This window comes from Desulfomicrobium macestii, assembly GCF_014873765.1.
Taxonomy (GTDB): domain Bacteria; phylum Desulfobacterota; class Desulfovibrionia; order Desulfovibrionales; family Desulfomicrobiaceae; genus Desulfomicrobium; species Desulfomicrobium macestii.
In genome coordinates, this window is sequence record NZ_JADBGG010000007.1 from 131830 (window position 1) to 148816 (window position 16987).

Annotated in this window: 15 protein-coding genes; 2 read left to right on the forward strand and 13 right to left on the reverse strand. The window is 55.8% G+C overall.

All coding sequences use genetic code 11. The features are described from left to right. Nucleotides 1-2 precede the first annotated feature (2 nt). The 11 genes from tssK to tssA are packed head-to-tail and all read right to left on the reverse strand — an operon-like array spanning nucleotide 3 to nucleotide 14293. Entirely contained in the window at nucleotides 3-1334 is a 1332-nt protein-coding gene (gene tssK / locus H4684_RS06695; protein ID WP_192623241.1) for a type VI secretion system baseplate subunit TssK, read from the reverse strand. Nucleotides 1335-1350: 16 nt separating this feature from the next. Beyond that, nucleotides 1351-1965, reverse strand: a complete 615-nt coding sequence (gene tssJ / locus H4684_RS06700) for a type VI secretion system lipoprotein TssJ (protein WP_192623242.1) — start codon at nucleotides 1963-1965, stop codon at nucleotides 1351-1353. Continuing rightward, on the reverse strand, nucleotides 1962-3254 hold the full coding sequence (gene tagH, locus H4684_RS06705) for a type VI secretion system-associated FHA domain protein TagH (protein WP_225940296.1): 1293 nt from the start codon (nucleotides 3252-3254) through the stop codon (nucleotides 1962-1964). The genes tssJ and tagH overlap by 4 nt, the downstream gene beginning before the upstream one ends. Before the next feature lie 45 nt (nucleotides 3255-3299). Beyond that, nucleotides 3300-4823, reverse strand: a complete 1524-nt coding sequence (locus H4684_RS06710) for a sigma-54 interaction domain-containing protein (RefSeq protein ID WP_192623244.1) — start codon at nucleotides 4821-4823, stop codon at nucleotides 3300-3302. Next, complete coding sequence (gene tssH / locus H4684_RS06715; RefSeq protein ID WP_225940288.1) at nucleotides 4820-7408, reverse strand: type VI secretion system ATPase TssH; 2589 nt, start codon at nucleotides 7406-7408, stop codon at nucleotides 4820-4822. The genes H4684_RS06710 and tssH overlap by 4 nt, the downstream gene beginning before the upstream one ends. 12 nt (nucleotides 7409-7420) lie before the next feature. After that, entirely contained in the window at nucleotides 7421-8422 is a 1002-nt protein-coding gene (gene tssG / locus H4684_RS06720) for a type VI secretion system baseplate subunit TssG (protein WP_318779621.1), read from the reverse strand. Further along, the gene (gene tssF / locus H4684_RS06725) at nucleotides 8419-10194 is read right to left on the reverse strand and encodes a type VI secretion system baseplate subunit TssF (RefSeq protein WP_092193177.1); all 1776 of its coding nucleotides are present in this window, start codon (nucleotides 10192-10194) and stop codon (nucleotides 8419-8421) included. Before tssF ends, tssG begins: the two co-directional genes overlap by 4 nt. Continuing rightward, nucleotides 10191-10580 (reverse strand): type VI secretion system baseplate subunit TssE, encoded by a 390-nt coding sequence (tssE, locus tag H4684_RS06730; RefSeq protein ID WP_092193175.1) that lies wholly within the window; start codon nucleotides 10578-10580, stop codon nucleotides 10191-10193. The genes tssF and tssE overlap by 4 nt, the downstream gene beginning before the upstream one ends. 4 nt (nucleotides 10581-10584) lie before the next feature. Then, nucleotides 10585-12057 carry a type VI secretion system contractile sheath large subunit gene (tssC, locus tag H4684_RS06735; RefSeq protein ID WP_092193173.1) on the reverse strand — a complete coding sequence of 491 codons (1473 nt, stop codon included), beginning with the start codon at nucleotides 12055-12057 and terminating at the stop codon, nucleotides 10585-10587. A 26-nt stretch (nucleotides 12058-12083) separates the two neighbouring features. Beyond that, nucleotides 12084-12662 (reverse strand): type VI secretion system contractile sheath small subunit, encoded by a 579-nt coding sequence (gene tssB, locus H4684_RS06740; RefSeq protein WP_192623246.1) that lies wholly within the window; start codon nucleotides 12660-12662, stop codon nucleotides 12084-12086. 23 nt (nucleotides 12663-12685) lie between these two features. Beyond that, nucleotides 12686-14293: a type VI secretion system protein TssA gene (tssA, locus tag H4684_RS06745; RefSeq protein ID WP_192623247.1), complete on the reverse strand. Its 1608-nt coding sequence runs from the start codon at nucleotides 14291-14293 to the stop codon at nucleotides 12686-12688. A 726-nt stretch (nucleotides 14294-15019) separates the two neighbouring features. On the opposite strand from tssA, the gene H4684_RS06750 reads away from it, so the two are divergent. Together H4684_RS06750 and H4684_RS06755 are read left to right on the forward strand one after the other, a co-directional pair. Continuing rightward, nucleotides 15020-15541, forward strand: coding sequence for an Hcp family type VI secretion system effector (locus H4684_RS06750; protein ID WP_092193167.1), 522 nt, complete (start codon nucleotides 15020-15022; stop codon nucleotides 15539-15541). Between the two features lie 218 nt (nucleotides 15542-15759). Continuing rightward, nucleotides 15760-16077 carry a PAAR domain-containing protein gene (locus tag H4684_RS06755; protein ID WP_192623248.1) on the forward strand — a complete coding sequence of 106 codons (318 nt, stop codon included), beginning with the start codon at nucleotides 15760-15762 and terminating at the stop codon, nucleotides 16075-16077. Nucleotides 16078-16308: 231 nt separating this feature from the next. On the opposite strand, the gene H4684_RS06760 is transcribed toward H4684_RS06755, so the two are convergent. Further along, on the reverse strand, nucleotides 16309-16557 hold the full coding sequence (locus H4684_RS06760) for a DUF7660 family protein (RefSeq protein ID WP_192623249.1): 249 nt from the start codon (nucleotides 16555-16557) through the stop codon (nucleotides 16309-16311). Continuing rightward, on the reverse strand, nucleotides 16558-16987 hold a 430-nt coding region (locus tag H4684_RS06765), incomplete at its 5' end, for a hypothetical protein (protein ID WP_225940289.1).

Genomic DNA, 16987 nt, shown 5'->3' on the forward strand with positions numbered 1-16987 from the left:
GCCTACTCCTTGATGGCCCAGAATTGCAGATGAATGCCTGGAAATGTTCCGGAAACGTGCAGTGCGAAGCCACCGGAAAGTTCAAGCTGCGCCAGTTCTTCAGAGGTTATATCCAGCTTGAAGTATGTCTTGCCGGCATGAAAGGGTATTTGACGCGGCGCAACGGGCAGGACCCGAACCTTGATCCCGGGCAACTGCAGCCGAACCATGTCGCGAATTCGTTCCACGGAACTGATCTTGAGTTGCCTTGGCATCGTGGCCCGGATGGTTTCGGAATCCATGTCCGCGCGCACGGCCAGAACGAAAGTCGCGGTGCTGAGCAGGTTGCGATCGTGGATCGGCGATACGAGGATGCCATACTTGCGCTCCTGCAAGGGCAACTCCACGGCATGCTGCTCCAGCACCATGCTCAGGGCTTGCCGGGCATGACTCATCAAGTTGGAAAAAACCGCGTCCTGGGCGCTGTGATCATACGGCATCAATTCCCCAGGCCTCTTCCGGGATTCCGCAAAGGAGGACAATTCACCAACGAGACCGAGCAGCCGCACATAAAACTCCTCCGGGTGCAGCCCCGGAGTCTGTCCCAAATGCCGAAACACGGGTTCCACACGGTTGATGCACTGAAGAAGCCAGAAATCGGCGGCTTCGGCCGTGCCCGTCTGTCCTGCGCTGCTCACCCGCAAGGCCAGCTGATCGCCCCGATGTGAAAGCAGGCCGACTATTTCCCGCAGGTATCCGGACAAAAGCGGAGAGGCCGCAAGATGCAGAAAGGTCGGCATGAAATCCTTGTCGAGCAGGACAGTCCTATCCGGCTTGCACTCCAGGATCTGCACGACAGGCATGCTGATATATCCCTTAACCTCTGTATCCTCTTCGAGCATGAGCCTCAGATCCAATCGGCAGCAGGCGATCTCCATCTCCTTGTGGCTGCCCGCGACACTGTCTCTGATGGAAACTCGATGGGCCACATACGGAGTCGAGATGCCCTGGGTCCCCTCTTGGCGAACCTCTGAAGTTCCCTCCGCCGCCAACGGCAGGGCCAACACTACGCGCCGATTGGTGATGCCCGACGGGATGTCCAGGGCCAAGGCCTCTTGCCCCTGCCCCACATCGAACACCGTGCCGTCGGGCAAGAATCCCTTGGCCCTGTTCAACACCACTTTGCCAAGAGCCAGATATTGCTCGTCGATGGAAAAATCCATGAATCCCCAACCATGGTGAACATGTGCAAGGATCCGCATTCGAATCTGGGAACTTACATACCGGTCTTGCTGCTGAAAATGCTGCGGAGCCACGGCCATGCCCTCGAACCAAAATATTTTCTCGGAAAGCATAAAGTCCCCCCGGCCGTTATCTGTCGCCCAGAGCGGACCCGTCACGCCCACGTCCAGCGGAAGATTCACCGGCATCGGAGGCAGACGGTTCCGCCGATACGCCTTCATCCATGGCAGCAGTGTTCTCCCCTGTGGGATTGTGGAACTTGTACACCGCCTGCAAGGGATCCCAATCAGCAACCTCTTCGCCGGGGATGAGTATCAGCGTAGCGTCACGGATTTCTATTCCAACGGTGTTCACCTCTTCGAAATCGACGGGGGAGACGACCTTCCATTTGGCCCGCTCCACCTGACGAAACCCGGCCAGCAATCCCAGAAATCGTGTCCCCTCAACAGGCTCGTAAGTAATTCGCCGGGCCTCTCCCGGAACGAGCACCAGTTCGTCCGCCGCGAGAAGATCGGCCCCGAGGACCTGGACCGGGGTCTCGAAGAGAGGACGGAAATCCGATTGGCTAAACGCCAGATCGGATCGCAGCTCGTAAACCTTGACGATGACCGGAGATGGCCGCCCCGTATGGTCGGGATTGGAGTTGATCTGGCTGGCCACGGCAAGGTCGATCCGGGGTTTGGCACATCCTCCGAGAAAACCAAGCACCGACAGCATGAATAAAACAAGGGCGTAACGCATCATGAATCTCCTTTGAAAACAGAGCGCTCCGTCAACGGGTTGAGCGTCCTCACCTGCATGTCGTAAGCGCGGGCAAAATCATGCAAAAATAGAGCGGCAAAGCCCTCATGATCATCCAGAAGCGCCTGATGCATTTTCTGAAACAAATGCCAAAGTCTGGCCTTTTGCCAAAAATAAACAGGGCCATTGTATTCCAGACGCGCCTCCACGGACTTGGGGGATATTTTTTCGAGGACGGCCCGGATGGATGCCCGGGCCCCCGCCACGAGTCCCAGGTGATGCCCGTGCAACGCGTTGAAGCCGGAGAGCATGGCCTTTCCTGCCGGAAGCATGCCCTCCCGCGTGGGGCCAAGCAGATGCTCCAGAGCGACCTTGGAAGTGGGAGTGAAGTTGAGAGGGTTGTTGTCGGACAGCCGCATCGTGGTCACGGGAAGGCGCAGATCGGCCTTGCATTCGGCTTGATTTCGCAAACAGTGATGCAATCCGTCCACCGCCGCGAGTATGATTTCAGCCGCCTGACCGAGCATGCGTGCCCGTTCCTGCGGCGAATCGGGGATTTGGGAAAAACCGAGCATCCTGAAAAAAACATCGGTTTCCGGTACTGGAACGCGATCCTGCGTGGGAGGACCATGCTCGACGGCAGGTGGCGCTGCGGGAGCGGCGGGTGACGCTGCCGGAGCGGCCGCCGACAAGGCGCTGTCAGTTTCATCGTCCCAATCTTCTGGCAATTCAATAACCTCGGATTCGGGGATCATGTTGACATGGCACAAACTGTCCGTGGCCACGCTGTTGTGATCAGCGGGAGAGTCCCCCTGGGTCTGCATGGTTTCACCGAGCAGGTCGTCATAGTAACCCAGACGCCGCTTGACCTCGAAATTCTCCTGCTGCTCCAAGGCAACCAGGGGATCGGAGGACAGCATGTTGTCGGCCGGGAGCAAAAAATTCCCGCCCGCTCGCGGCTCGATATACGCATCCGGGCGATGGAGAAGGCGAGCCTGGAAGGAATAGACGCCTATAGTGTAGCTGTTCCCATGCTCGATCTTGTGCTGCACCCCCCTTTCCAGCGGCATTGTGCCCGGCTGCGTAAAAATTCCGTTACGACTGACGTCCTCGATATAAAACGCATGACCATCGCAACTGATTATTGCGTGTTTTCGAGAGATACGCCTTCCTCTGTCGGGAAGTATCCATTCGCACTCGTCTGAACGCCCAATAAATCCGCCCGCCTCACTGAAAACGTGAGTGGTAGGAAAATTTGCCGAAAATTTTTGTCGGCTTATGATTTCAAACATCAATTCCACGGCTACTCCAGAGAAACATATTGCACTGAATACACGTTATGAATAGCTGCGATCAACAATACGCCGAAGCTTGTGATTGAGTGTACGAATCGGTATCCCAAGAGACTGCGACACATCCTTCTTTCTGTTTTCATAAAACTTCATGAATTCGAGGATAACGGACGATTCATACGTATTGACAAGTTCATGCAGCTTCATTCTTCCGTACTTACAGGTAGAATATTCACCAATAATACCTTCTGCGGAGATAACGGTTGCATCTTTATGCATCATGATCACCGCCCGCTCCAGCTTGGAAAAAAATTCTCGAACGTTTCCGTGATAAGGCAATGATCGCAGTGCTGCCCAGGCTTCGGGCGCTATGCTCAAGCCAGGCCGCTGATATCGAACCGAAAGCTGCGCCAGACAATGCCGGGCAAGGATTGGCAGATCCCCCAAACGCTCGCGCAGCGGCGGAAGCTTCAGATGAAACAGGGCCAACCTGTGAAAAAGATCGCGACGAAAGACGCCTTGCTCCACGGCCTCTTCCATATCTCGGTTGGTAGCCGCCAAGACACGGATGTTCACGGCGTGCGAACGAACGTCCCCCACGGGGCGCACGGTGTGCTCCTGCAGCACCCGGAGCAGCTTGGACTGGACATTGACCGGCATGTCCCCAATCTCGTCCAGCAGGACCGTCCCTCCGTTGGCGCTACGCAACAGACCCGCATGATCGGCCTCCGCTCCGCTGAAAGCGCCCTTGCGGTGCCCGAACAGCTCGCTCTCCAGGAGATTGGATGGCAAGGCCGCGCAGTTGATCTGCACGAAGGGACCCTGGCGACGACTGCTTGCATTGTGGATTGCCGTAGCCACAACCTCCTTGCCCGTACCCGTTTCGCCGGTAATGAGAACCGGCACGTCGCTGGCCGAAATGTTCACGACCATCGACCGGATCTCCTCCATGGATTCGCTCTGCCCGAGAATACTCTTCTCTGGCCGCAGACGGGCCTCCCGGGCTTCGCGTTCAAGTCGGACGCAGTCTTCGCTCAAACCGTTCACGATGGAATGATGCCGCCCCTTGAGCATGACCACATCCAATACGGCAGCGGCGTAATCGAGCACGATCCGCACATGGTCGGCCAGGATATCCGGCCTGCTCCGGAAGGCCATGACGACTCCGCCAAGGACAACATTCCCAGGCGCCGTCAGGGGTTCCACCACCGCGCATCGGATGTGCCCTTCGATGTCGGCGCAGAGCTGTTCAAGGGACGGGGGAAGCCCCGCGTACAATTCCGATTCAACCCGACAGGCCTTGCCGCAGTGCACGCTGAAGGCCAGGGGGTCGTCCAGTTCCCACGCAGGAATGGCGGACAACTCGCTGAAGACTGCCGCATCGCAGGGATGGCGGCCCGCCAGCAGCAGGGACTGTCTGCCCTGATCGAAAAGAAAGACGCCGACCGCACAAGCCCTTGTTTCGATCAGGGAGGCCACGGCGCTAGCCAGACAGCGAGCCACCTCATCGGGCCTGGAGCAGCCACGCAGACGTTCGCCCCACTCCTTCAGGGCCAGAACATCCGTCACGACCGCCCCCCCAGTTCGAATGTGAACGAGCCGTCCGTTCTGTTCAGCCCCACGCGCAACTCGCCGCAGGGATTCCCGCTTTCGCTAAGAGCTCCGAGAAGCGTGGTGGCGATGCCGGGCAACAACGATGTTCCGATGATGTGGTCGATATTGCGCGCCCCGGACTCCACCGCCGTGCAGCTGGCCATGATGGAGGCTGCCACCTCCTCTTCCCAGCGCAGGTTGATCCGATGCCTCCCGGCCAGGCGCGACTTGACCTTGGCCAGCTTCATCTCGACGAGCTCTCTTAAGGTTTCGCCCCCAATGGTGGTGTAGGGCACGACAGTCATGCGACCGAGCAGGGCCGGCTGAAAATGCCGAAGCAGAGCCGGACGCAGGGCTTCCTTGAGCACTTCCGGATCGGGGGTTTCATCCTCTTCGCAAAGGGCCGAAACAATGTCGCCGCCGATATTCGAGGTCATGAAGATGACGCAGTTGCGAAAATCCACCTCTCGCCCTTCGCCATCGGCAAGCATACCCTTGTCGAAGATCTGGTAGAAGAGATTCAGCACCTCGGGGTGCGCCTTCTCCACTTCATCGAAGAGCACGGCGCAGTAGGGCTGCCTCCGTACGGCCTCGGTCAGGCGCCCGCCCTCGCCAAAACCCACGTAACCCGGAGGCGATCCGATGAGACGCGAGACCGTATGCTTCTCCTGGAATTCAGACATGTTGATGCAGACCAGCATATGGGAGCCCCCGAACAGCGCGTCGGCCACGGCCAGAGCCGTTTCGGTCTTGCCGACACCAGAGGGTCCCACCAGCAAAAATATGCCCGTGGGCCTGGTCGGGCTGTTGAGTCCGACCTGGGCGGCCAGGACTGTCCGCTCGATGGTCTGCAGAGCGAAATCCTGGCCGCGGACCCGTCGGCGCAAATCCTCTCCCAGCCGCTCGATCACTCCGGCTCCGTCGCCACCGAGTTTCGACACGGGAATTCCCGTCCATTCGGAGACAATGCCGCGCACCAGGGGCGGAGTGACTTCATGGAACACGAGGGGTCGGCCGGCTTGTTCAATACGCAATTCGTCCACCAGACCTCTTGTATCCTCCCCCATGCTCCTGCAATCCTGCCCCCCGGGCTGATTGCGCTGCCTGAGGAGGGACTCGACGAGGCCTCGTTCCCTGGTCCAGCGCTCGGCAAGGACCTCCATGTCCCGGACAAGCTGGTCGACCCGCCCGCGCAGGCCCGCGTGTCTGTCTCCGTCAGGCAGATCGGCGGTTTTAAGACCGCAGGTCACGCAGTCACGCTCCAGTGCGTCGAGTTCCCTGCGGACCGAGGCCAACTCCTCTTCCAGAGCCTCAAGGGCTGGCGGCTTGGCGCCAAGACTCACCCGCACCCTGGCGCAGGCCGTGTCCAGGACGTCGATGGCCTTGTCGGGCAAACGGCGGCCGCTCAGGTAGCGGCATGAGAGTTCCGCCGTGCACAGAATCGCGTCGTCGCGGATATAGACATTGTGGGTCTTCTCGTAATGGGGGACGATGCCGCGCAGGATGGTCACCGTTTCCTCCACGGACGGCTCGTCCAGCTTGACCAGCTGAAAACGGCGGGCCAGGGCCGCGTCCTTCTCGAAATATTTCTTGTACTCGCTCCAGGTTGTGGCCGCGATGGTTCGCATCTCGCCCCGAGCCAGGGCGGGCTTGAGCAGATTCGCCCCGTCGCCCGCCCCCGGGGCATTACCAGCCCCCACCAGGGTATGCGCCTCGTCGATGAAGAGAATGGTCGGAACGGGCGCGGCCTTGACCTCGTCAATGACGCCCTTGAGCCGCTTTTCAAACTCCCCCTTCACGCTGGCTCCCGCCTGCAAACGCCCCATGTCCAGTCCGACGATGCGCACTCCGGCCAGGGCATCGGGCACCTGCCCTTCGACGACACGCAGAGCCAGACCTTCCACCACGGCGGTCTTGCCCACGCCCGGATCGCCCACCAGAATGGGGTTGTTCTTGCGGCGCCGCGTCAGGATGTCGATCATCATGCGTATTTCGGGCCCTCTGGCAAAAACCGGGTCCGTGCGCCCCGCCCTGGCGTCGGCGGTGAAATCCGTGGCGTACTTTTCCAGGAATCCTCCGCCTCCGCTTGTCTCCCGGCTGCCGGCAGGTCCGCTCCGCCCTTCCCGCAACCCGTCCAACAGGCGGCGCAGGGCGTCGCCGGGGATCTGCCCGAGTTCCTGATAGAAGGGCATGGCCCCATAGCGCGCAGGGTTGAGCAGAAGGGCCAGGACCAGTTCGCCGACCCCGACCTTGTCCCGACGCAGCTCGAGACTCGCCAGCAGATAAGCCTCCTGCAGGAACCCGATGAGAAGCGGAGAAAAGACCGGCCGTGACGTGGAAGCCTCCCGTCGCACGGTCCGGGCGAGCAGTCCGCGCATGGTGTCGAGGCTGCGGTCGAACTGCGTGAAGATGTCCGTCATCTCCTGCGTTGCGAGCAGTTTTTCCATGTAATCGTCGATACCTATCTCGAAGCCGCCCCGGCTCACGCAGGCACCGGCCGCCTCCTCAAGAGCCTCGCGACATGCTTCGTCAAGGGCACCGACAAGAGAAGAAAGATTCATTGAGATCATAAGTTAGTCCACATACCTGCTGTCTGTTTCAAGCACGATAACCCCATCACCCCCGACTCCCGCCCAGGTTGTCCAGCCAAGACGGCAAGGGCTGGCCTGGCCGATGATGAATTCGGGAATCTCCGAAGGACGAAGCCTGAGCTCCACGTCAAAGCCAAGCCGCGAACGGAGCACGAACCGCACCAGGGTCTGCAGTTCCGAAAAGAGGCTCCCCCCGGGCAGAAAGTCCGTGAATCGTTTCCAGGAAAGGTTGTCGAAAAGCACGCGGAATTTGCCGGTCTGGTCGAGCACCTTGCTGCCCAGCAGAAAATCCACGGACAATCTGCAGTTGGCCAGTCCCAGGGAACATTGCTGGTCCGCAGGGATAGGCACCAGGCGGCGAATGCAGGGGATGATGTGCACAAGGGGGTGCCCGAAGTAATGACGCAGAATACTCTCCAGTGAACCGGCGGCCTCTCCGCTGAATGCGATGAGGCCCATGTACGAAAGAAGCCGTTCGCGTCGAAGGCTGCTGCTGCCCTGCAATTCCTTGTGCCCAAGGCCGATGAAACTGAAAAAATGCCTTGAGTTGATGTCTGTCCCGTTGCCCCTGAACTGGAGATAATAGCGGTATTTGTTCCAGATTCCGTAGAAGAGCGAGATGAGGTGATGGTTGATCACGTCAAAAAAATCGCGCAACGCATCCGGCTCGTCCTGGTGCTGCGCGACATGCTCGGTGAAATAGGCGGGAAGCGGCGAAGCCGCCCCGTGCAATCCCATCAGGTTGAGCACGAACCAGACGCGCCCGTCTTTGCCGTCATCATCACTGCGCGTCGCGCCGTGGATGTCGCTGGGCGGAAAGGACAGGTTCGGGTTGACCTTGAACCGCAGCCAATCTTCCGGAGGATGCTTGTCGTCGCCTACGCGCAGCAGGAGTTCAACCGCCCTGGAAAAGGCGTAGTTCCCGGAGATGCGGGCCGCAGCCTCCGTCATTGAGAGAGCTACGGACTTCTTGGGATCTTTCACGGGATCAGTTTCCTCCCGAGCCTTGCCGGCCATTGGTATTCCTCTCCCCGCCTCGCATCGACGACCACGAGCTGATGAAAACTGTTGACCGTGGCATACAGCGCCAGAAACTCATTAATGACCGATGCAAAGAGGTACATGTCGCCCTCGCAGCTGAACCCCCCGCGGTCCAGGGTCAGCCGCGTCACCGCGCCGCGCACCGGCAGACCCTGATAGATCCGATCCGTCTCCTTCGATTCGATGCCCGTCATGCCCCCCAGCATCTTGTTCAGAATCCGCGCCCTGTTGCGGTCATGCAGCGCCCGAAAGTCATAGCTTGCGATGAGGGCCCGCATGGCATGCACGTTGCTTAAGGGCAGGTAGTTGAGGGACATGTTGGAAATGAGCCGCCAGAGCAGGTCGCCCTCCAGGGGGGGCGTGTAGGGTGGGGTGACCGGAGTGATGTTGCCCAGGGTCACGGTGTCCGGCGTGTCATCGGCATGGGTGTTGATGTCCCCGACGATCAGTCGGGACGGCAGGAGGCGGTTGGTGCACGTCAGTTCCAGGGAAATGATCTCCTCGTCCTGAGCCGCAGGCGAAGCCTGGGAGTGCACGATGGAAATATAGGTTTCCGTGCTATCGTCGTTGAGAGCGGGCCTCAGGCGAAGACGGTAGTAGGCCGCGTCGGTATCCGGGGAACTCCCGTGTTCAAAGGACTCGAAGGCTCTGTACTCGCGCCGGAACTTGCCGTTGCTCCCCCATCTGCGCACCCGTTCCACGCTGTACACGGCATAGTGGTCCGGAAGCCTCGGATCGGGCACGATGCGGTATTCGGACTGACGGTGGTCCACGGTCAGGGGAGTGGCATCCATGGGGAAGAGGTTGACCACGGGAGTGCAGAACAGCTGGATGTTGTCCCGCCGCCAGGATTCGTACTGCTCGGGGAATTCCGACAGCACAAAATGCAGTACGAATTCATCGGCCCCCTCCACAGCATCTTTTCCGGCTGCGACGCAGGTATCGAGACCTGAAATTTCCGCGAACAGAAATTTCTCGCTGAAGCAGAAATATTCCTGGATGATGCGATATCCGGGAAACGTGTTGGCCGGGTAGGGATACAGGCCCTCGTCCTCCCGGAAACCGACAGGGCGGATCATTTCCGGCGAAAGAGCATGGACCGGTTTGTATGCCCCCTGCTCCCCCCGCAACAGAAAACGTATCTCGCGAACGCTACGCGTCAGGGTGAAGTACAGGGAATGAGCGATCGCCGGTTCGCCAGTGAAAAACAGGCGCAACCTGGAAAGCGGAATGTTCTCAAGGCTAGAGCCGATGATCCCGAAACGAAGAGCCAGAATGATCTGCCCGTCGTGCTCGAAAACGGTCTGCTCATTAAGCCGAACGGGTAACACCTGATTTTCGTAAACCGTGCGGAAGAGGCATTTGGTGCCCTCCACTTCCGCCGACTCAACCATGGTCCCGCGCGGAATCGTCACGGCCCAGGTCAGATTGGCCGCCGGCTCATAACGCACGATGCTACAGGACGGGATGGTGCGCAGATAGTTGGGCCAGAGCAGACTGAACAGGGCGTGAGTGATTTCTGGCAACTCATCGTCCAGCTTCTGCCGCAGGCGCCCGCACAGAAAGGCCACGCCCTCCAGGATACGCTCCACGTCCGGATCACGATGAGGGGTATCGAAAAAAGGTGCCAGGGACGGGTTGTTCCTGGAATATTCGCGCCCAAGTTCTCGCAACGAAACGAGTTCGTCCAGATAGTACCGGTTGAACGAGCTCACGCCGTCTCCTTCACCTGGTCGCCATCCATGACCACGGACCAGCGCCACGGTATCTGCCTGCCTTCGCAGTCCACCCGCATGGCCTCGATGCGAAAGGCCATGACGAACTGATCTTCCTCAAGATGCACATATCCGACCTTCGCGCCATGAAGCCTCGGTTCGTATCCGGCGATGCATTTTTCGATGGCCAAGCAACACCGCCTGATCACCTCGGCCCTGGAGAGGCGCAGATCGTTGAGGTCGGGGAGCCCGTAGTCCGGCAGCGCCTGCACCGCGCCCTGACGCGTCGTCAGCATGCGCAGAAGATGCCTGCGGATGGACTCGTCCTCATCCATCCGCAGGCCCGCTTCGCCACGCGTCAATCGGTCGAACAGACTCCCCGCCATGACGCTACTCCTTGTCCAATTTGCCGACCAGAGACAGGGTGAAATACGCACCCATGTACTTGAAATGTGGACGCACGCTCAAAGAAACCCTGTACCAGCCCGGATCGCCTTCGATGTCTTCCACAATGATACGAGCGTCCCGCAACGGCCGACGGCTCCTGGTGTCGGAACTGGGGTTTTCCTGATCGGCAACATACTGACGAATCCAGGTGTTCAATTCCCGCTCAAGGTCCGTACGCTCCTTCCAGGAGCCGATGTGTTCGCGTTGCAGCACCTTTATGTAATGCGCCAACCTGCTCACTATGAACAGGTATGGTAACTGGGCTCCAAGGCGGTAGTTCAGCTCGGCCGCGCGCCCCTCGGCGGAAGTGCCAAAAAACTTGGGCTTCTGACAGGAATTGGCTGAAAAGAACGCCGCGTTGTCCGAGCCCTTGCGCATGGTCAGGGCGATGAACCCCTGCTCGGCCAGTTCATATTCGCGGCGGTCGGAGATGAGAATCTCGGTGGGAATCTTCATCTCGATATCGCCGAGGCTTTCGTAATGATGCACGGGCAAATCTTCCACCGCACCGCCAGAACGGGGACCGATGATGTTCGCGGCCCATCGATACTTGGAAAAACTGTCCGTGATGCGGGAAGCGAAGGCAAAAGCGGCGTTGCCCCACAAGAAATTCTCGTGATTGTCGTCGACACTTTCCTTGTAAACGAAAGCCCTGACGGGATTCTCTTCGGGGTCGTAGGGCTGACGGAGGAGGAAGCGCGGCACGGCTAAACCAACGTATCGGGAGTCTTCCGAGTCGCGGAAGGCTTGCCATTTTGCATAGCGGGTACTGCTGAAGATATCCTGCAGATCCTTCAAAGCAGGCAAACGCTCAAAACTGTTCAAGCCGAAAAAGGAAGGCCCTGCGGAAGCAATGAAGGGCGCGTGTGCCATGGCCGAAACGCTGGCCAGACTCTGCACCAGACGCATGTCCATAGCCGTGGGTTCAAGATAGTAGTTGCCTATGATGGCCCCCAGGGGCTTACCCCCGAACTGCCCATACTCAGCGGTGTAGACAAGCTTGTAGAGACTGGATTGGGAAATCTCCGACGCATCGAGAAAGTCATCCAGTAATTCGTCCTTGCTGGCATGCAGCATCTCAATACTGATATTCTCCCGAAAATCGGTTCGGTCCACAAACAACTTGATGCCACGCCAGGCGGACTCCAGTTCCTGAAACTGCCTGTGATGCAGAATCTCGTCGGTCTGAGCGCTAAGGCGACGGTCCAGCTCCGCGATCATGCGATCGACAGTGATTTTTTTGACCTGCTCCCCCGCATAGGACGGCTTGAGCATCTCTTCGATAAATGCGCTGATGCCAAGCCTTGCGGCCTCGTAACCTTCGTCCTGCGGATCAAGATTCGTTTCCTGTATGATTTGTTCAAGAAGTGAGCCTGTGCGCTGTGATTCCAGCACGACATCTTGCTTTTGGTTCATTGGCAGATCTCCTTTGTGGCTGAATTTCAATTCTTCTTCTGCGGGGCACGGGGCGTGTCTTTGGACTCGGTCGTTTCGCCTCCAGGAACATCCTTTTTCAACAGGTTGCGCACCTCGGCATCATTCATTCCCAGCTCTTTCATGATCATCTCGCGCTGGCGGTCATCAGCTAGCACCTCCTCAATGGCCTTTCGAAATGCCGGGATGTTGCCCATCGGGCCCTTCAGGGAAACCAGAGCGTCACGCAACTGCAAAAGCTTGCGCATTTCAGGGATTTGCTCCGCTATTCCAGCTGGTTCAAAATCTTTCATTGCCTTAAATTCAAGACTAACAGGAATGTCCGTATCCGCTGCGTTGTCGAGCAACCTGTTTGGCACAGATATGTGCAATGATAATTCCTGCTTTGCGAGCACCTCCTCAAAATTCTGCTTGTTGATGGATACGGGATTGCGGTCACAGAGGTTTCGAGGATCATGCCTTTGCATGAAATCACCCACGACCATGACCTTCATTGGCAGCTCAATTTCTTCCAAGGCGCCGCCTGTTGCGGGTTTGAAAGTGACGTTGATGCGCTCTTTTGGTGCAATTGACGAATCTTTGGCCATTTTAGTCTCCGTTCAGATTGAATTTACGATTCTTTGAAACTGCCCACTGCCGCTCCGAGATGCAGCCAATGCAATCGGCTCAGCATGATCTCCGCCCCAGGACCTCTCTCCTTGGGCTGCGAAGAGATCAAAAGCGAAATTATGTCGGCACTGAGTTCAGGCTCCCAGTCCAACAACTCCCATTTTTCCAACTGCGCATAGAGTGCTTGCAATAAGCGAACACCCGCCTTTTTATTCCTGGCAGCAATGCAATACCGAGCAAGCAGCACCCCTTGCCGCACGGAGGCGCGACTGCGTCCCGCTGGAATCCGTTCCAGATGTGACAGGCCAGCCTGAAAGCCTCTCTCCGCCCAAATGGCCAGACTTTCGTCCAAAAGCTCCTGCTCACGCACGGCACCCGCACCGCTTGATGAGTTGCGGGGCGCGGCGTGGGCGGATAGCGGGGATTCAAGTGACTCAAGCCACTGAGATGTTCGCGGGGAGGCGAAAGGAGTGCCGTCCTGAAATTTGTAACGGAGCAATTCAGGAAAACTTTGCAGAAATTGGGCGATAATGGCGCGCAGGACTACCAGAGAAGAAACTACGCCCAGCCCTTCAAGGCAGCGGGCAACCAGGTGATGCCCATCGAACCAGAATGGTGCTTGAGCGACGGAACGTTCCAGCTGCGGAAGAACCTCCATGTAGCGCTTGTTTTCAACCGCCGCCGAGTACAATTGCGCTCTGTCGGAAGGGATTGAACGCAACATTGTCACGCCGGCCGCGTCCGCTTGGGGAAGCTGGGTGACAGTGCACCACAACGCCGCACGATGAAGAAGTATCACTCGCCAATCCAAGGGGTCGCAGGAAGCGAAATGCGTTGCCAACTGTCGGCACTGGTCTTGAGTGCTTCGCAGTAGACGAGGCAGCACTGCGGCTGGAACCCGCCCGTCACCATCGATGGCCGCGAGGAGATCGTCGGCGCATGAATGAGGAAAAGCGGAAGGGCAAGATGTCTGGGGAATATTTCCGGAAGGAGAGCACTGCGAGGAGCCAAGAGGTGCTTTGTCTCTGATCTCTTCGGCAGGCAGTTGCAAAAGGTTGGCAAAGGCAGGGGCTTTGTCACCTATCTTTGAGTCAAGAATTGTCTGGAGTCCGATCAGTTCCTTTTTAAGTGCAATGATGGCAGCCTTTTCATTTTCATGCACCACGGCCGAAATCTTTGCCTCAAAACGTGATGCGAGCCACCTTAGCGGAGCAATTCTCCTCTGAATGCGCACAGGCTTGGGATGCAGTTCATCCCAACAGGAATCAAGAAGCGTCGAAAGCGCCGAAAGCGCTGCCGCACAACACACAAACCCCTGCGTTTCGTGCGCCGCCATCACTCCATAACACAATACCCACAAATCTTTACTTTTCTTTCCGAGAATCTGAGTCGCCATGCGCAGGACAAAAGCCCAGTCAGTGCTCTGTCCTCCGTGCAGAGAGACTTCTTTCTCCACTTCTTCCTTGAGAGATTCGAACCCATCGGAAAAACTAATATCCTCGCCGCACGGAAATTCTTCGCTAACAGGGGCGAGCCATGTTTGAAATATTGGGTCGGGAAGCGAAGGAAGCAAATCTTGCTTTGCTGAAATAATTCCTGAATTTTCCATGCGTTCTCTTAATGAGACACATAGATTTCAATCAATTCGGGAAACAAATTATAATTTAAATAAAAATTAAGTTTTTTCGCTGACTAAAGCTCTCATATTTTAAATATTGACACGTAGTATCGATACATATTTTATACACATATAAGAAAAATAGAGAAAATTCTCGACTAAACAGATATTAATAATATTTATTTTTATTAAATACAAAATCGAACTATTTTAATATTAACACTTATATTTATAAAAATTATATTTCATAAACAAAATCTATATTTTTTTACATATTAAAAAAATAATTTTTCGATATGATCATTTTTTGAATAATTATAAACAATAAAATTTAGTCAAAACATGCTTCAAATACTCCATTGCATTTAGAATAATCTTAATATGCGTTTAGAGATTTGCTCACTCAAATTTTCAGAAAAACACGACCTACTGGACCCCCTCCGGCAAATTATTACTCATATTTTACTCCAATATTTTAAATTGTTGCGACTAAATCAAAAAGAAACATCCAAGAAACCAGGCAACACCTTGCCAATACAAGCCACCGAAATTTAAGATTTTCCCAAAAAAACTGCATCTGCGATGAAGTACAAGCAAGACCTTGCCAAATTCAGCTCGACAAAAAACAAGCAACCACTTGATATTTAATGTATTATTTAGAGGGCACGGATGTTGCCTTACATGCTGGCATTATCAACCTTTAACGTGGAGAATATCATGCCAGTACCCGCCTACATCAGCATCACCGGAGAGCGTCAGGGCCTCATTACCGCCGGAAACTTCACCGAGGCATCTGTCGGCAACATCTTTCAGGAAGGACACGAGGACGAAAGTCTGGTGGAAGCCTTCGAACACCAGATCATCCTCCCCCGCGACCCTCAATCCGGCCAGCCCACTGGCCAGCGCGTGCACAAGCCCCTCAAGATTACCAAAGTCATGGACAAGGCATCACCCCTGCTTTTCCGGTCACTGGTCAGTGGCGAGCGCCTTCCCAAGGTCGCGATGAAGTTCTACCGCACCTCGGCATCTGGAACCATGGAACACTACTTCACCATCCAACTCGAAGACGCCATCATCGTGGACATCCAAGCCTACATGCCCAACTGCCAAGACCCTGGACAAGCGCATTTCACCCATCTTGAAGACGTCTACATGACCTACCGCAAAATCATCAAAACGCACGAAATCGCCAGCACGTCTGAAAGCGACGACTGGAGGACCATGTCCGCATCCGCCTAAGCAAACGGGGGCCTGCAAAAACTCTGCGGGCCCCGTTTACACATTGTGTCGAATTAACTTTTTGAAAATGGCGCCATTCATCTGGAAAGAAACAAGCGGCAGCGTGCTTGATCGACAAGGCTGTTCCCGCCGACCTCAACGCACCGATTTCGCGGGCCGCTAACAGACAGACGTATCTCAATAATAACAAGCTATTAAATATCATTCATGGAGATCTCATGCCCCCAATTTGCAGAGTCGGAGACAAGGCACACTGCCCGAGTGATTCCCACGGCAGCGCCTGCTGCTCCCACCGCGTCAGCGGACCAGCCGTGAGCGGCTCTCCTGACGTCTTGATCAACGGACGCCCGGTGCTTCGCATTGGCGACCCAGGAAGGCACCGCAAATGCTGCGGCCCCAACACATGGACCGCCTCCGAAGGGAGCGCCTCGGTTTTTGTGAACGGCATCCCGGTGACACGCATTGGCGACGCCACAAAACACTGCGGCGGCAAAGGAAAGATGATCGAAGCAAGTTCAGATGTCCAAATGGGATAGCCCAAGCGCTACATGCTCTCTGAATGAGATCGTAATCTTCAACTTTTGGATGAAATGGAGTGATCGGATTGGAGCCAATGATCAGGTCGAATGGAAGTGGCTTGCGTGCGGTCATGTCGTCTCCTTGTGGAGGTCGAGTATCGACAACTGACCGTTTACACAAAATATTTTACCCCCAGATCCGGCAAAGGACACTGCGCTGACGGTCCGATTTTTTCTCATTCTACCTTGCTATTCATAAATTGTTGCAGCCTTAAGAATCTCCCCTAATATCTTCCAAGATGGCTGAATGGGTTTTGGTTCTCCTCGACTCTGATAATATCCATCCATATCTTCTATCCAAGCAGCCATTGCCTCTAAAAATGATGGCAAGTCTGCATTCTGCCAATTCTTAGAGGCAGAATAGGATTCATTTACCAATGTCTGGATGAATAACACTAGGTCTTCTCTTGTTACTATATTTTCAGGTTTTGCAGACATTTACAATCCTCCACCTCGCACCTTGATAGTTAACCCATCTGTTTTAGTAGTAATTTTCCAAGCCTCATTGGCTATTTCTTGCGGAGTAGCCGGGATTGTCCGTATTGGAACAGCAGCTTCTTGAAAAGCTTTTAAACGTCGATTGTCCAAAGAGTATATTTTCCCATCTTTCTCAAAGACTCGGATTGGAGGTATGTCATCAGCCGTAACTTTTCCATTTTTTAAATCATCAACAAGGGATTGCAATGTTCGCTTATCTTGAAAAGAATGCTTGACACTATCCTGAGTGAATCTGATGCTTTTTGGGTCCGCTAAGTTCTTTGAAGCAACCCCGACCGCCTCATCCCCAAACTTCCCAACAATCTTCGCACCCAACCCCGCGAGTCCGAATTTTTCGACAGCGCTTACAATCTTGATGGCCACCACATTG

What these genes read in the sequence shown, in the direction of transcription:
- H4684_RS06760 (WP_192623249.1), bottom strand. Translation starts at nt 16,557, where the DNA reads ATGTCTGCAAAACCTGAAAATATAGTAACAAGAGAAGACCTAGTGTTA.
- tssK (WP_192623241.1), bottom strand. Translation starts at nt 1,334, where the DNA reads ATGCTTTCCGAGAAAATATTTTGGTTCGAGGGCATGGCCGTGGCTCCG.
- H4684_RS06750 (WP_092193167.1), top strand. Translation starts at nt 15,020, where the DNA reads ATGCCAGTACCCGCCTACATCAGCATCACCGGAGAGCGTCAGGGCCTC.
- tssB (WP_192623246.1), bottom strand. Translation starts at nt 12,662, where the DNA reads ATGGCCAAAGATTCGTCAATTGCACCAAAAGAGCGCATCAACGTCACT.
- tssJ (WP_192623242.1), bottom strand. Translation starts at nt 1,965, where the DNA reads ATGATGCGTTACGCCCTTGTTTTATTCATGCTGTCGGTGCTTGGTTTT.
- H4684_RS06755 (WP_192623248.1), top strand. Translation starts at nt 15,760, where the DNA reads ATGCCCCCAATTTGCAGAGTCGGAGACAAGGCACACTGCCCGAGTGAT.
- tssE (WP_092193175.1), bottom strand. Translation starts at nt 10,580, where the DNA reads ATGGCGGGGAGTCTGTTCGACCGATTGACGCGTGGCGAAGCGGGCCTG.
- tssC (WP_092193173.1), bottom strand. Translation starts at nt 12,057, where the DNA reads ATGAACCAAAAGCAAGATGTCGTGCTGGAATCACAGCGCACAGGCTCA.
- tssA (WP_192623247.1), bottom strand. Translation starts at nt 14,293, where the DNA reads ATGGAAAATTCAGGAATTATTTCAGCAAAGCAAGATTTGCTTCCTTCG.
- tagH (WP_225940296.1), bottom strand. Translation starts at nt 3,254, where the DNA reads ATGTTTGAAATCATAAGCCGACAAAAATTTTCGGCAAATTTTCCTACC.
- tssH (WP_225940288.1), bottom strand. Translation starts at nt 7,408, where the DNA reads ATGAATCTTTCTTCTCTTGTCGGTGCCCTTGACGAAGCATGTCGCGAG.